The 14,115-nt window shown below is 55.6% G+C and carries 11 protein-coding genes; 8 read left to right on the top strand and 3 right to left on the bottom strand.

The genetic code is table 11. From position 1 onward, the window contains the following. The first annotated feature begins 123 nt into the window (after positions 1-123). From AC0QHF_RS04350 to AC0QHF_RS04325, 6 genes are all read left to right on the top strand, one after another. Positions 124-618 carry a hypothetical protein gene (locus AC0QHF_RS04350; RefSeq protein ID WP_324702961.1) on the top strand — a complete coding sequence of 165 codons (495 nt, stop codon included), beginning with the start codon at positions 124-126 and terminating at the stop codon, positions 616-618. 54 nt (positions 619-672) lie between these two features. Then, a complete protein-coding gene (locus AC0QHF_RS04345) occupies positions 673-1,191 on the top strand; it encodes a hypothetical protein (RefSeq protein ID WP_324702960.1) in 519 nt (172 codons plus the stop codon). A 27-nt stretch (positions 1,192-1,218) separates the two neighbouring features. Then, positions 1,219-2,790, top strand: a complete 1,572-nt coding sequence (locus AC0QHF_RS04340; RefSeq protein ID WP_324702959.1) for an alternate F1F0 ATPase, F1 subunit alpha — start codon at positions 1,219-1,221, stop codon at positions 2,788-2,790. After that, entirely contained in the window at positions 2,768-3,673 is a 906-nt protein-coding gene (locus AC0QHF_RS04335; RefSeq protein ID WP_324702958.1) for a F0F1 ATP synthase subunit gamma, read from the top strand. Before AC0QHF_RS04340 ends, AC0QHF_RS04335 begins: the two co-directional genes overlap by 23 nt. Before the next feature lie 8 nt (positions 3,674-3,681). Continuing rightward, positions 3,682-5,478 carry an alpha-glucosidase family protein gene (locus tag AC0QHF_RS04330; RefSeq protein WP_324702957.1) on the top strand — a complete coding sequence of 599 codons (1,797 nt, stop codon included), beginning with the start codon at positions 3,682-3,684 and terminating at the stop codon, positions 5,476-5,478. 173 nt (positions 5,479-5,651) lie between these two features. Continuing rightward, positions 5,652-7,346, top strand: coding sequence for an alpha-amylase family glycosyl hydrolase (locus AC0QHF_RS04325; RefSeq protein ID WP_324702956.1), 1,695 nt, complete (start codon positions 5,652-5,654; stop codon positions 7,344-7,346). Between the two features lie 69 nt (positions 7,347-7,415). Here AC0QHF_RS04325 and AC0QHF_RS04320 read toward each other — a convergent pair whose 3' ends face one another. From AC0QHF_RS04320 to AC0QHF_RS04310, 3 genes are all read right to left on the bottom strand, one after another. Next, on the bottom strand, positions 7,416-11,405 hold the full coding sequence (locus AC0QHF_RS04320; protein ID WP_324702955.1) for a S8 family serine peptidase: 3,990 nt from the start codon (positions 11,403-11,405) through the stop codon (positions 7,416-7,418). A 140-nt stretch (positions 11,406-11,545) separates the two neighbouring features. Next, positions 11,546-12,022: a hypothetical protein gene (locus tag AC0QHF_RS04315; RefSeq protein WP_324702954.1), complete on the bottom strand. Its 477-nt coding sequence runs from the start codon at positions 12,020-12,022 to the stop codon at positions 11,546-11,548. Positions 12,023-12,072: 50 nt separating this feature from the next. Next, the gene (locus tag AC0QHF_RS04310; RefSeq protein ID WP_324702953.1) at positions 12,073-12,453 is read right to left on the bottom strand and encodes an SH3 domain-containing protein; all 381 of its coding nucleotides are present in this window, start codon (positions 12,451-12,453) and stop codon (positions 12,073-12,075) included. A gap of 276 nt (positions 12,454-12,729) precedes the next feature. On the opposite strand from AC0QHF_RS04310, the gene AC0QHF_RS04305 reads away from it, so the two are divergent. Next, positions 12,730-12,870, top strand: coding sequence for a hypothetical protein (locus AC0QHF_RS04305; RefSeq protein ID WP_324702952.1), 141 nt, complete (start codon positions 12,730-12,732; stop codon positions 12,868-12,870). 81 nt (positions 12,871-12,951) lie between these two features. Continuing rightward, positions 12,952-13,944 (top strand): ABC transporter ATP-binding protein, encoded by a 993-nt coding sequence (locus AC0QHF_RS04300; protein WP_324702951.1) that lies wholly within the window; start codon positions 12,952-12,954, stop codon positions 13,942-13,944. Positions 13,945-14,115 lie beyond the last annotated feature (171 nt).

The following is a 14,115-nucleotide window of genomic DNA, read 5'->3' as shown; positions in this document are numbered from 1 at the left end:
TCCATACACTGGTAAGTAGGGTTTGCGGGTGAAACGATAATTTTCACCCGCCAAAAAACTCCCTTTAAATCCTTATTAAAGGAGGTTTTTACCAATATGGTTAATCACATCAAACGTAATTCTATGACGATGCTCAAACGCGGCGGTGCGATCGCGGTCTTGTCCCTCGCCGGACTCCTCGGCGCCTGCGACGGCTACAACGAACAGGCGACCGCGCCCCAACAGGATCTCACCCCTCCCGACAACAGCCCCGGCGTGGAAACGGTGACTTCCCTCGAAGAAGTATCCGAGCAAACCCAACAACTGATGGGCCAAACCGTGACGGTGACTGGGGAAGTCGAAGAAATCGTCGGACCGGGGACTTACCGACTCGAAGAACAGGGGGAAATTTTCGGCGAAGATTCCATCCTTGTCGTTATGGCCAGCGACCCGCCCCAACCCATCGCCGAAGATCAAGTCGTCGAAGTGACCGGAGAAGTGCGCCAGTTTATCATCGCGGAATTCGAGCGGGATTATAACCTGACATGGGATCTGGAAATGCAACGGCAACTTGAAGCCGAATACGAAGGACGACCCGTGGTCATTTCCCAGGTGACTCGCGTCGTAGAAACCGAATAATCGGCAAACTTTATTATCCCGGACTGAAAATCAATACAAGGAGGTTTTGCCGAAATGGCGAACACAAAATTTAAGCTAAAAACACCCCTGAAAGGGGCGGGAATCGTCGCGGTCTTGTCCCTCGCCGGACTCCTCGGCGCCTGCGACAATTTCAACAATCAAGACCCCCAACAAACCCTCACCGACCCCGACGACACCGAAGGCGTGACGACGGTGACTTCCCTGGAAGAAGTGATCGAGGAAACGGACCAACTGATCGGCAGAACCGTCACGGTGACGGGTTATGTCGATGAAATGTTGGGTCAGGGTGTCTACCTTCTAGAGGAAACAGAAACGGGCTTGGGCGAAGATACGGCCCTCGTCATCACGGTCAACGAACCGCCCCAAGAGATTATCGCCGATCAGACCGTCCAGATCACCGGAGAAGTCCGCCAGTTCATCGCCGCGGAATTTGAGGAAGAGTACGACCTGACCTGGGATCTGGATCTGAAGCGGAAAATCGAGGCGGAGTATGAGGGAGAACCGGTCATTTTCGCCCAGGTGACTCGCTTTATCGACGCAGAGTCGGAATAATCGGCACATCTTTTTTCTCAATTCGGCATGAATGAAAATCGCGAATCCCTACACTCAGCCGTCCTGGACGAGACGTTTTCCGCCTTCGATCGCGTCCTGGACGGGTATCGCCCCCGCATCCAGACCCGAGAGGTGGGGACCGTCCGATCCGTCGATCGCGGCATCGCCACGGTTTCGGGCCTGCCCCATATCAAATCCCAGGAATTGATGCAATTTCCCGGCGATTTATTGGGCATCGCCTTCAACTTGGACGCCGACCGCATCGGCGCGATCCTGTTGGGGAACAGCGAACACCTCGAAGCCGGCGCGAGAGTGTACCGCACCGGGCGGGTGATGGACATCCCCGTAGGCGAAGCGCTGTTGGGGCGGGTCGTGGATGCCACGGGTCGCCCCCTCGACGACGGGGGAAACCTGGAAACCGAAGAACGCCGCCCCATCGAGCGGGACGCCCCGGCTATCATGGACCGCGCCCCGGTGAAGGTGCCCCTGCAGACGGGGTTGAAGGTCGTCGATGCGTTGGTGCCCCTCGGCCGCGGCCAGCGGGAACTGATCGTCGGCGACCGCCAGACCGGAAAAACCGCGATCGCCATTGACACCATCCTCAACCAGCGGGGAAAGGACGTGATCTGCGTCTACTGCGCGATCGCCCAGCGGTCTGCGGCCGTCGCCAAAGTGATCGCCCAACTGCGCGATCGGGGTGCGATGGACTACACCTTCGTCGTCGTGGCGGCGGGGGAAGATCCCCCCGGATTACAATACGTCACCCCCTACGCGGCGACCACGATGGCCGAATTTTTCATGGAACGGGGTCGGGACGTCTTGGTGATTTACGACGACCTCACCCGCCACGCCTGGGCCTACCGGGAACTCTCCCTGCTGCTGCGCCGCCCCCCCGGTCGGGAAGCCTATCCGGGGGATATCTTCTACATCCACTCCCGGATGTTGGAGCGATCGACCCACATGAGGGACGAACTCGGCGGGGGGTCCCTGACCGCCCTCCCCATCGTGGAAACCCAGGCCCAGAACATTTCCGCCTACATCCCCACCAACCTGATTTCCATCACGGACGGTCAGGTTTACCTGTCTCCGGACCTGTTCCAACAGGCGATCTTGCCCGCCGTGGACGTGGGAAAATCCGTGTCCCGGGTGGGGGGAAAAACCCAACTGTCCGCCTATCGAGATATCGCCGGGGACCTGCGCCTGTCCTATTCCCAATTTCAGGAAGTGGAGGTGTTCGCCCGGTTCGGGACCCAGTTGGACGAGGACACTCAACAGACCCTCACCCGGGGGCGGCGGGTGCGGGAAGTGTTGAAACAGCCCGAATCCCAACCGCGATCGGTTTCCGCCCAAATCGCGATTTTGCTGTCGGTGAGTCGGGGGTGGTTCGACGATCTGCCCCTCGATCGCGTCTCGGAGGCCGAAGATGCGGTCAGTCAGGCGGCGCGGGAGGAGTGCCCCGAAATTTGCGATCGCATCTCCGACGGGGAAAGCCTGGATACCGACGCCTGGGAACGGCTGGGGGAGGTTTGCAAGGGTGCGATCGACGAGTTGAGCGCACCAGAGGAGGAGGAGGACAATGGCGACAACGGAAGCCCTTAAAGCCCAAATCGGCAGCGTTCAAGATCTGCAGTCCGTCGTCAAGACAATGAAAGCCCTGGCGGCGGTGAGTATCCGCCAGTACGAGAAAGCCGTCGAATCCCTGACGGACTACAACCGCACCGTGGAGATGGGATTGCAGATCGCCCTCAAACGGCAGTATTTTGCCGGGGATATTTTTATTCCCGTCTCCACCCTCGCGACGCGCACCCCCTCACGGCGGACGGGGGCGATCGTCTTCGGGTCCGATCAAGGGTTGTGCGGTCAATTCAACGAACAAATTGTCGCCCACGTCGCCGAACAATTGGCGGCGATGAATATCGATCCCCAACAGGCCTTCGTTGCCGCCGTCGGCGCCCGGGTCGCCCCCTCCCTGGAAGCCAACGGAATATCCATCGAAGAACAATTTTCCGTCCCCAGTTCCGTCACCGGCATCACCGCAATGGTGCGGGACATCCTGTTGGCGATCGAAAACTGGCGGTCAAATCAACAGGTAGACACAATCATCCTGTTCTACAACCGTTCCACCTCCAGCGCCTCCTACGAACCCCACTACCTGCAATTGTTGCCCCTCGATCCCGAGTGGCTGCGACAGTTGGAAGACCGGCCCTGGCCGACTTCCGCCGAGCCCACCTTCACGATGAACTGGCAACCCCTATTTTCTGCCCTAATTCGAGACTATTTATTTGTTTCCCTGTATCGCGCTTTCGCCGAATCTCTGGCCAGCGAAAATGCCAGTCGCCTCTCCTCCATGCAGGCGGCGGAAAAGAACATTCGGGAACGGCTATCGGATCTCAATTCTCAGTACCGACGCGGACGCCAGAGTGCCATCACCGGCGAACTGCTCGACATCGTGGCGGGCTTTGAAGCATTGACAGAAGGATAAATTGTATTATGGTTGCGTTTCGCAAAAAAGAATCGAAGGACACCCCCGAACAATTGAAGCGGGCTACAGCCGCCAAACCCTGGTGGCGCAACCCCGTCATCAACCGGCGGGCCTGGACTTGGGAAGACTCCCACAAAATCAGCCACAGCGGCGCCTGGTGGCAGCACGCCATCATCTACCAAGTCTCCCCCTGGAGCTTCATGGACTCCGACCACAACGGTGTGGGGGACCTGCAGGGCATCCTCTCTAAAATGGACTACATCGCCTCCTTGGGCGTCGATGCCATCTGGCTGTGTCCCATTTTTGAGGCGGCGATGGACGATTTCGGCTATGACGTCACCGGAATGCTTGATGTCGATCCCCTGTTCGGGAGTCTGGACGATTTCGATACCCTGCTGGATGTCGCCCACAGTTTGGGACTCAAGCTACTCATTGACCAAGTTTGGAACCACACTTCCCACAAACATCCCTGGTTCGTAGAAAGTCGCAAAAGCCGGGACAATCCCCGGGCGGACTGGTACGTTTGGGCCGACAGTCCCGACGAGTGTTCGCCGCCCAACAACTGGGTGTCGGCGTTCATGGGAAAAAGCGCCTGGGAGTGGGACCCCCACCGGGAGCAATATTACTTTTACAATTTTTTGCCCAGCCAGCCGGAGTTGAACTGGCACAATCCGGACGTGGTGGACGCGATTTTGAAGCGGGCTAAATTTTGGCTCGATCGCGGGGTGGACGGGTTCCGCCTGGATGCGGTCAACTTCTACATCCACGATGCCGAACTGCGGGACAACCCGCCACGCCCCGAAGGTGCTCCCCAACCGGAGGGGGTCGATCCGGACAACCCGATGGTGGATTACGAGTTCAAGTACAATTTCTGCCGCCCGGAAAACCTGGATCTCCTCAAACCGATCCGGGAGTTGGTGGATCAGTATCCCGGCGTGGTGACGCTGGGGGAGGTGACGCTGTGCGAGGATTCGGTGGCACTCTCCAGCCAGTACGTTGACGGCCGCGATCGCCTGCACATGACCTACAACAGCGCCCTGCTGATCGACGAGTCGATGACGGCGGACCTGATGCGCCGCACCATGAAGCGCGTGCAGAAGCATTTCACCCACGGCGGACAGTGCTGGATGGTGGGCAACCACGATTACGGAAGGTTGCGATCGCGCTGGACGGGAACCGACATCAACGGCCAACCCTACACCGCCGAATTCTACCAGATGATGGCGGCGGTGCTGCTGTCCCTGCCGGGGGCGTTCTGCCTCTACCAGGGGGACGAACTGGGGTTGCCGGAGGCGCAAATTCCCAAGGATATCCCCGAAGACGAAATCAAAGATCCCTTCGGAAAAGCCCTCTATCCGATGGTGCCCGGGCGGGACGGCTCCCGCACCCCCATGCCCTGGGTCGGCGATGCCCCCAACTGCGGCTTCACCCCGGCGGAGAAACCCTGGCTGCCGATCCCCAAGCGCCATGTTTCCCTGGCGGTAGACGTGCAGAACCGAGATCCCGACTCCCACCTCAACACCTGGCGCCGCCTCCTGCACTGGCGCAAACAGCAACCGGCTCTAATTGCGGGCAGTTTCGAGTTGTTGGATACGGACGACCCCCTATTCGGATTTATCCGCGAATACGCCGAACAGCGCCTGCTGTGCCTGTTCAACATCAGCAACGAGAAGATCGTTTACGAACTCAAGCAATACGGCGCCTGCGACCCGGCGCAAAATCTGGGCTTCGACTTCCACAAAATCGGCGATCGTCTGGAGTTGCCGCCTTTCGGCGTGTTTTTTGCCAATTTGCCCCTGTCTTGAGGGAAGGGAGTCGGGAGTCGGGAGTCGGGAGTCGGTAATAGGTAATAGGTAATAGGTGCTCGGTATTTACACAGCCTACCTTTCCTTTCGCGTTTTCCGATTCTCGATTCCCGATTCTTGATTCCCGGTTCCCGATTCCTTTTTCTGATGCCCAAGGAGAACTGATAACACTTATGACACATTTACCGACTATCGATCAAACGGCGATCGTTCAAAACCCCACCGTGTCTCACGACTGGTGGCGTTACGCCGTCATTTACCAGGTGTATCCGCGCAGTTTTATGGACAGCGACGGGGACGGCGTGGGCGACCTGCAAGGCATCATCCAAAAGCTGGATTACATCGCCTCCCTCGGCGTGGATGCGGTTTGGGTGTCGCCCTTTTACAAGTCCCCCATGAAAGATTTCGGCTACGATATTTCGGATTATCGCGCCGTCGAGCCGATGTTCGGCACGTTGGAGGATTTCAAAGAACTTCTGCAACAGGCCCACGATCGCGATCTGAAAGTGCTCATTGACCAGGTTTGGAACCACACCTCCAACCTGCACCCCTGGTTTCTGGAAAGCCGCCAGGACCGCACCAACCCCAAGGCGGACTGGTACGTTTGGGCCGACCCGAAACCGGACGGCACCCCCCCCAACAACTGGCTGGCGACCTTCGGCGGCAGCGCCTGGACTTGGGAAGACCAGCGGCAACAGTATTATCTGCACAACTTCCTCGCCGAACAGCCGGATCTGAACTGGTACAATCCGGAAGTGGTCGAAGCCATTTTAGATGTCGGCCGGTTCTGGCTGGATTTGGGCGTGGACGGCTTCCGCCTGGACGTGATCAATTTTCTCACCCACGATCGCCAATTGCGGGACAACCCCACCCGCCCCGACCACATCGGGCGTCCGGCGGGGGCCGGCGCCAACGACCCGTTTTTTAACCAAATTAACCTCTACAATTTCTGTCAGCCGGAAACCTTGGAATTACTCGAACCGATCCGCGAAATGATGGACGGCTATCCGGGGACGACGACCCTGGCCGAAATCAGTTCCGCCGAAGATGCGATCGGCACCTCCGGCGAGTATGTGGCGGGGGACAAGCGGCTGCACATGGCCTACAATTCCTCGTTGATGAGCAACGAGCCCCTCAGTTACGATCGCCTGCGGGAAATTATCGAGACGGTGGAGGCGAAGTTGGGCAACGGGGTAATTTGCTGGACCGGTGGCACCCACGATTTTCCCCGCCTCAAGTCCCGGTGGCTGGAGTTTTTGATCGAAGACTCTTTCACCCAAGAAGCTTTCGACCATATGTTCGTCGCTTTGCTGCTGTCGCTGCAGGGGAGTTGCTGCATTTATCAGGGGGACGAGTTGGGTCTGACCCAGGCGGAAATCCCCTTTGAAAAAATGCAAGATCCGTTCGGGTTGGCGGGTTATCCGGCGATCAAAGGCCGGGACGGTTCCCGCACGCCGATGCCCTGGGTGAAAGAGGCGAAGAATGCCGGGTTCACGACGGCGGAGGAACCGTGGCTGCCGATACCGGAAGAGCACCTGCCGGCCGCGGTGGACCGCCAGGAAGAAAAGCGGACTTCCCTGTTAAATAAATACCGCCGCCTGATCAAATGGCGCCGGGAACAGCCGGCGTTGCGGTGGGGAAATCTGAAGTTACTCGACACCCCGGAACCGCTGGTGGCGATCGAGCGCCGCTGCGAGGAACAGCATCTGCTGTGCGTGTTCAATTTGAGTCCGATGGTGGTGCACTTCGACGTTTCCGCCTATCCGGAATGCGTTGACGCCAACGAGGCGGATTTCTTCAACCGCTGGTACGACAATACCGTTGAGTTGCCGGGATACGGGGTATTTTTCGGGGTAATTCCCGAGTGATGAAATGGGGGGCGAACTGCCCCCCGTCTGGCGATGGAGATGGGGCGATCCGGCTTGCATCCGAGCCGGTCAAAAATCCAATGGTTCTCCATTAAAATCGAGAAAATTTTCGATGAATCCGACACCGGCTTCATCTCCAACATCTGCGGCATAATGGTTTAAAATTTGGATCGTTTCATCCGGCGTATTTCCATCCTCAGATGAGAAATTTAGGATCAGGGTTGTCCCCTCCCGGTCAACATAAATCTCATCAAAATTGGCGATAACGAGAGTGTCCTCGCCCCCCTCATCAAAGATTTGGCTGCCTCCCGATATTCCCGCATCTAACTGATATTCATCATTTCCCAGGCCGGCTTGCAGAATATCCGCCCCCCCTTCGAGGGCATTCAAAAATTCATCGGCCGCACTGCCGATTAAAGTATCATTCCGATCCGAACCGTAAACACCCTCAATCCGAATTAAAGTATCCGTCCCGTCCAAACCGTCGGAAGCGATGCCAGTATTCAGGTCAACAAACACCCCATTGAGAGCATTTTCATAGTTCGCAAAATCTTCGTCACCATCTCCACCGTCGAGGGTATCATCCCCCGCCCCCCCAAACATCGTATCATTCCCATCTCCGCCGAAAAGGCTGTCATTTCCCACGGGTGTCCCCCGGAATACTGCGCCCTCCGACTCGCTGATAAATTCGGGGTTATCCCCCTGTAAATTGTCGTCGTTAGAGTTGCCGATCAGGGTATCGTTGCCGGCATTGCCGTACAGGGTATCGTCGCCGGAGAGTCCGTCGAAGGTATCATCATTATCCGTGCCGATCAGTTGATCGGGTCCGGTCGTGCCTTGTACGGGGAAGGCTTGCAAAATGTTTTGTCCGGTGAGATTTCCGACGGTTTCGATGAAACCGGTTCCGGGTTCGAGGTTGTTGAAGAAATCGATAATTTGTAAATCGGTTGACGGGTTGAAAATGCCATCGGCGTTGAGGTCTACCCACAACTCGGTATTTAATTCGCCCCCCCGCGTCACGCCAATTTGTCCGGGGTTGAAACCGATCGCCAACGCCGCTCCTTGAATGACCAAAGCATCGTTACCGCCATCATCTTCAATCAAGCTACCGCCGGCCGTCGCCGCTTCTAGAAGGTAGAAGTCATGACCCGCACCCGCAAACAGGCTGTCGGCGCCGCCGCCTCCCGCGAGGGTATCGCTGCCGCGCGCGCCCCGGAGTTCGTCGTTGCCGGTCCCCCCATCGAGGTTGTCGTTGCCGGTACCCCCTTCTAAAGTGTCGCGGCCTTCATCCCCAAAGAGGCGATCGTCCCCTTCATTTCCGAAGAGTCGGTCGTCGTCCCGGCCGCCGGATAAAATATCGTTGCCTTCTCCCCCAAAGAGCGCATCAAATCCCCCATCTCCGGAGAGGCGATCGACCCCTTCATTTCCGAGCAACTCGTCGTCACCTTGACCGCCAAATAGGGTATCATTTCCGCCGTCACCTTCGAGATAATCATTGCCACCATTGCCACTCAGGAAGTCATCCCCGGCGTCGGCAAACAGTTCGTCATTTCCACCCCCGCCGACGAGAATATTGTCGAGGACATTTCCGGCGATCAAATCCCCTTCGTCCCGACCTTCTAAGGGCAGATTCGTCCCCTCATCGGCAAAGATAAAGTTTTGTACGCCATTCAAAGGCTCGCCGGCCGAGGGAACAAAAACCAGGTTGCCGGTTTCTTGCGAGTCGGCGGGCAAGTTATCGAAAAATTCGACAATTTGATCCCCGGACAAGTTGCCAACCCGGTCAAAATTACTGCCTTCTGAGTCGAAGAAATTGAAGATGGTGATATCATTTCTGAAGTCGATCTGGCCGTTGGCGTTGAGGTCGATAAACAGGATATCATCCAGTTTTGCCAGACCTCTTATATCTTCTAACAAGTAGTTTTCATCGCCATCATCGCCATCATCGCCATCATCATCCTTAGCAAAATCGGGAAGCATTGCATTTTCTAGGATGATAGTATTCACCCCTTCGGCGTCATCAATCATTGTGCCTCCGGCGGTATGGGCATCCAATTCATAGCGATCGCTTCCCGCACCCCCTTCGAGAATGTCGCCCCCATTGGCGACCAAAGTATCGTCGCCTTCGTTGCCGTACAACTCATCTTCACCCCGACCGCCATCGAGTTTATTGTCGGCATCATTTCCGACGATCGTATCGTTGCCTTCTCCCGAAAAAGCATTTTCAATCTCGCTATTTTCTGCCAGATATAACGGTTGTTCCGGCAAAAAATTTTCGGTCAAATTGCGCCCGGGCAAGAGGCTAAATTCGCCGGGATTGAGGTTGAGATTGACGCGATCTGTAATCGCGGCAACGTTGATCGTGTCGATCCCTCCGTCGGTATCGGTTAAAGTTTTTCTGAAATCGTCAGGGTCGGTAAAACTGGCGAATTCATTGGTGTAGATGTAGGTATCGTCCGCCGTTATTTCATCGCCATAAACTCTCAAAGTTGCCCCCAGCAGTTGACCGATATTGTTCCCGCTGGTTTCATCTTCTCCCGTGTTTTCCGGGTCGTTTTCGTCGCTATTATCGGATACACTTAACGTCCAAACTCCCGCGCCGGTTTCTCCCCAGTGACGGGAACTGGTCAACGTGTAATCGAGGGAATCGCCTTTAAAACCCGTATCTCCATCGTCCGTCTGGGTCGAGTAGGGGACGCGATCGAGCAAAACGCTTTCCGTCCCATCGGGGGAAGTGAGGGTGACAACTAAATCCTGAAATTGTCCGTGTTCGATCTCGATGTCGAGTTCGATTTTATCGATATCAATTCCGTCAGAAATAGTGAAGGTTTGAATCAGGGGATTGTCGGGTTGATTGTCGGGAATTTCCAAACCCTCGGAGGGCAAAGATAAACTCGCTTCCTGGACCGTTTCGTTGGCTGCGGTATGCTGCATTTCCCAGGTTTCTGCCAACCGCACAGCCGCCGTCGCATCCACCAACCCAAAACCGTAATCGTGGCTGATGTGAAGTCCGCCGCCATTCCAGTCGATCGCACCGTTAAACGTCCAGGTATCGTTACTGTAGTTAAACTCCTCTTGGGCTCGGTTTGTCGGGTCGGTTTGTCGGGCGGAATAGGCCAATATTTCCTGTACATCTCGATAACCCAAATTCGGGTTCGCTTCCAACATCAACGCGACGACACCGGACACCATCGGCGTCGCCGAAGATGTCCCATTAAAGCGATTATTATAGTTGATGTTGACCAAGTTCGGAGCGGAGCCGGGATTTTTGCCGACATCACCCGTGCGATCGGTGGTGACGATGCTGCCGTCTTCTCCAAAGGCGGAAACTAATAAGGGGGCTCCCGGATTACTGTAATCGGCAACCACTCCGTTATTATCGATCGCGGCCACAGCAATAACATGACGGTTATTTTCATCATTGCCGGAGTTGACATTTCGGCCCCGTCGTTCTTCTTCTGGCAGGTTCTTATTAACCTCGTCGCGTTCGTTTCCTCCCGCCCAAACGAAGACCGTTCCGAGTCCGTCTCGTCCGTCGGTGACGGCATAGTTTATTGCCGAACCCGGGGTCGGCAATTCCTTGAAGTTCCCATTTTCTTGAAGCTCAAAGTGAGTAGACCCGCCCCAACTATTGCTGGAAACGTCAAAGTTGACTGCACTCTCTAGACTGGTAATACTGTCAGTCAATTTGAAGCTGGCGAGGGTTGCTTCATAAGCGACGCCGACCGTGCCGATACCATTACGAGCGGCGGCAATTGCCCCGGCTACGTTGGTTCCATGACTGTTATCTCCTCCCGGTTCGGGCAGCGGACCGCTACCGATATTCTCGGGTTGATCGATGCGTTTGTCGTAGTTTCGAGCCAGGTCTTCGTGGTCGGCATCGACACCATTATCGATCACCTGAACTTTGACGTCTCGACCCGTGTAGGTCGGCCAGAGGGGGACAACGTTGAGGTCAATTCCCGGCGTTCCGGGTTCAACTGGGTTGTTGGTAACGCCTTGGCCGGTATTCAATAGCCACCATTGTTCTTTGAACAGCGGATCGGTTGGTAATGACATGATACACCCCTGATTTTTGGTCAAATTTGTGTCGGGCAGAGTTGATGCGATCGCCCCCGGTTTTTGGGGGCGTAAGAAAAGCCGTATTGGGGGACGCTGATTTTATCTATTATCCGTCACATCTCGATTTTTTTGCCTCTTTAATAGACGAAAATTGCGCCGCTCTGCTGGATGTCGATGACTTGTCCCATATCGTCTCCGAGCAAGTCCGGTCCTGCAGCTTGGTTGACGATGACGGTGAGGGAGTCCTCCGAGTTGGGGACGAATTCAAATTGGAAATAGTGAGGAGATGTGTCCGGCAAGTTTTGGTCGGTGTGGCTGACCGAAATATTTACCTCCACATCTTCCAAACTCAAATTGAGTTTTTCGTTAGCCGGCAATGTTTGGGGAACTGTATCTGGAGAAATATCGGTCAGATCGCAATCCAACTGATACTCGGTTTGATTGACCACCTGCACTTGCATGGGAAATTTGGGATTCTGCATCCTGGCCACCGGCTTTTGCCAAGCATTGCCTTGAATCCCCAGAGACAGCAAAATCATCAGGGAGCCCGCCAGCTTTTTGGCGTTTAAAATGGGCACAAATTGAATCTTATTCGCCATTTTTTTTTCAGACATATCGCAGGTATTTAACGAGGTTAATAGGGGAAAATAGACGGGGCGATCGCTCAACATCCGTCGGCCAGATATTCTAGGGCAATCCAACCCCGGATGGGAGAGCCGATCAGAACCCACTCATCCACCGGTTCGCCGGCGGCAATTTCCACGATCGCGCCGTACCGCAAAACTTGGAGGACTTCTGATTCCAGATCGGGCATTTCATGGACGTTGACGCGATCGCCCACGACGCAAACTTTTCGCCCCGGCTGCAGTTGGGCGATCCGGGTATTTTCTGAATGGCTTTGAGTCGAAAAATGGGATATTTTCGATATTTTTGATGACTCCGCTGCGGCTTCTGAGAGTGAAAAATTGAGCGCTGCTGGCCCGGTCAACAAGACTAAAATTGCTGTGAATGGTATCCACAAGCGATGGGATTTCAATTGGTTCATCTTGGAGTTGAGATGTGAATCGGGTTCGAGGGGATTGGAAAATTTTCCACCCCCGTGGATTCGGGCCGTTCGTGAATCGGATGGCGGCCGGGAGTGCGATCGCATTTCGCGAGTCAATTTAAATGTGCGGGCTTTTGCCGGCTCCGGACATTTCAAACTTCGTCACGATTTACGATGTCCAATTGTCTCGAACTTAATGAGGACGGATGATCCTCCTTTTTACGGATCAGTTGAGCCGATTTTAAATATACACTGAAAACACTGTCGCGTCTATCGGTGAAATTACAGAGTTATCATTCCCATGGGCGGGCCGCGACAGGACTCGAAAAGTGGCTCGCCGCGGCCCTCGAAAAAAATGCGATCGCGCCCCAGGCCAATCCCGTCCCCGAAAACGGCGATTCGGTGGCCACCAGTTGACCGAACCCGACCGGCCCAAATCGTCTATAGTAAGGAAGTCGCGATCGCCCCGTCACTCTCGCCCCAGGTTCAACCCCAGCCATGTCCCCACTGCTTCAGGTTCGCAACCTAGAAACCCGCTTTGTCACCGCCGATGGGGTGGTGCGGGCCGTCAACGGCATCTCCTACGACATCCATCCGGGGGAGACGGTGGGAATCGTGGGGGAGTCGGGCTCGGGAAAAAGTGTCGGCGTGCTGTCGATTTTGCGGTTAATTCCATCGCCGCCGGGGGAGATTTCGGGGGGCGAAATTCGGTTTGAAAATCGGGATCTCCTCAAATGCGATCGCGCCACATTGCGCCACATTCGGGGCAACAAAATTTCCCTAATTTTCCAAGATCCGATGACTTCCTTAAATCCGGTTCTGACCGTCGGCAAGCAAATCACGGAGTCGATCAAACTCCATTTGGGACTGACCCAAACTGAGGCGGAAAAACGGGCGATCGCGCTATTGGAAAAAGTTGGAATTTCCGACGCAAAACGGCGACTGAGTAGCTACCCGCACCAATTTTCGGGCGGGATGCGGCAGCGGGTGATGATCGCGATGGGGTTGGCTTGCGACCCGCAATTATTGATAGCGGACGAACCGACCACCGCCCTCGATGTCACCGTCCAAGCCCAGGTTGTTGACTTGATCAAAGAGTTGCGAAAAGAGATCGGCATGGCGGTGATTTGGATTACCCATGACCTCGCACTTATGGCCGGACTGAGCGATCGCATTTTGGTGATGTACGCGGGTCAAATTGTCGAAGAAGCCCCCGTTTCTCAACTGTACAATACCCCCCGCCATCCCTACACCATCGGGCTGTTAGAAAGCCTGCCAAGACCCGATCGCGACCTGGGAGAAACGTTGCCCGCGATCGAAGGGATTCCCCCGGATTTGACCGACTATCCGAAGGGCTGTCCGTTCGCCCCCCGCTGCCGGTACGCGATCGACCGTTGTTTCGAGGAAGATCCGGATTTGGAAGTTGTCGGAACCGGCCACAAAGTTGCCTGTTGGGTGAAGCCGGAGATTGACAAAAATCAAATTTTGTGATAGTTAAACATCATGTTTGATCCCCCTAAATCCCCCTTAAAAAGGGGGACTTTGAGTTAATTCTCCCCCCTTCCTCCCCCCTTTCTCCCCCCTTTCTCCCCCCTTTCTCCCCCCTTACAAAGGGGGGCTGGGGGGGAGGGGGGGTGGGGGGGATGGGGGCGGGGGGGGGAG

The organism is Lyngbya sp. CCY1209 (assembly GCF_055795065.1).
Note: the sequence above shows the minus strand (reverse complement) of the source record. Positions and strands in the feature narration are given on the sequence as shown.

What these genes read in the sequence shown, in the direction of transcription:
- AC0QHF_RS04350 (WP_324702961.1), top strand. Translation starts at nt 124, where the DNA reads ATGACGATGCTCAAACGCGGCGGTGCGATCGCGGTCTTGTCCCTCGCC.
- AC0QHF_RS04345 (WP_324702960.1), top strand. Translation starts at nt 673, where the DNA reads ATGGCGAACACAAAATTTAAGCTAAAAACACCCCTGAAAGGGGCGGGA.
- AC0QHF_RS04340 (WP_324702959.1), top strand. Translation starts at nt 1,219, where the DNA reads ATGAATGAAAATCGCGAATCCCTACACTCAGCCGTCCTGGACGAGACG.
- AC0QHF_RS04335 (WP_324702958.1), top strand. Translation starts at nt 2,768, where the DNA reads ATGGCGACAACGGAAGCCCTTAAAGCCCAAATCGGCAGCGTTCAAGAT.
- AC0QHF_RS04330 (WP_324702957.1), top strand. Translation starts at nt 3,682, where the DNA reads ATGGTTGCGTTTCGCAAAAAAGAATCGAAGGACACCCCCGAACAATTG.
- AC0QHF_RS04325 (WP_324702956.1), top strand. Translation starts at nt 5,652, where the DNA reads ATGACACATTTACCGACTATCGATCAAACGGCGATCGTTCAAAACCCC.
- AC0QHF_RS04320 (WP_324702955.1), bottom strand. Translation starts at nt 11,405, where the DNA reads ATGTCATTACCAACCGATCCGCTGTTCAAAGAACAATGGTGGCTATTG.
- AC0QHF_RS04315 (WP_324702954.1), bottom strand. Translation starts at nt 12,022, where the DNA reads ATGTCTGAAAAAAAAATGGCGAATAAGATTCAATTTGTGCCCATTTTA.
- AC0QHF_RS04310 (WP_324702953.1), bottom strand. Translation starts at nt 12,453, where the DNA reads ATGAACCAATTGAAATCCCATCGCTTGTGGATACCATTCACAGCAATT.
- AC0QHF_RS04300 (WP_324702951.1), top strand. Translation starts at nt 12,952, where the DNA reads ATGTCCCCACTGCTTCAGGTTCGCAACCTAGAAACCCGCTTTGTCACC.